The sequence below is a fragment of the Bartonella capreoli genome (assembly GCF_902813205.1).
GTDB classification, from domain to species: Bacteria; Pseudomonadota; Alphaproteobacteria; order Rhizobiales; family Rhizobiaceae; genus Bartonella; species Bartonella schoenbuchensis.
The window spans coordinates 1-441 of sequence record NZ_CADDZX010000233.1 but is presented as its reverse complement, the minus strand read 5'-3'; the positions used below and the strand labels follow the sequence as shown (position 1 = coordinate 441).

At 37.4% G+C, this 441-nt stretch carries 1 protein-coding gene; it reads left to right on the top strand.

The annotated features are described in order from the left end of the window. Positions 1 to 441, top strand: a 441-nt coding sequence (locus tag J7R05_RS08205) for a cell division protein FtsX (RefSeq protein WP_425490169.1), incomplete at both ends; no start/stop codon positions are given.

Below are 441 nucleotides of genomic sequence, written 5' to 3'. Positions count from 1 at the left end.
AAACATTTCATGGTATACAAGATGCTAAAATTGTTAACCAAAAAGCCACTGAAAAATTGCTCGAACCATGGCTTGGAACAGGTTTAAGCTTAAGTGAATTACCCCTTCCCCGCCTTATCATTGTAACACTGAAAGAAAATGAAGAAATTAATTTTCGTGCCATCAGTCACGCAATCAAAACACAAATTCCAGGAGGACAGTTTGATGATCACCGTGTTTGGGTAAACCGGTTTGCAACAATGGCACACACAACTGTTTTTATTGGTTTTTCAATTTTAACATTGGTTTTGGGTTCATTAATACTCACGGTTATCTTTGCCACACGTAATGCATTGGCAGAAAATGCGCATATTATCAATGTCTTATACTTTCTTGGTACTGAAACCCTTTTCATTGCACGACAATTTGACTGGCATTTTTTTAAAACTGCACTGCGTGGTG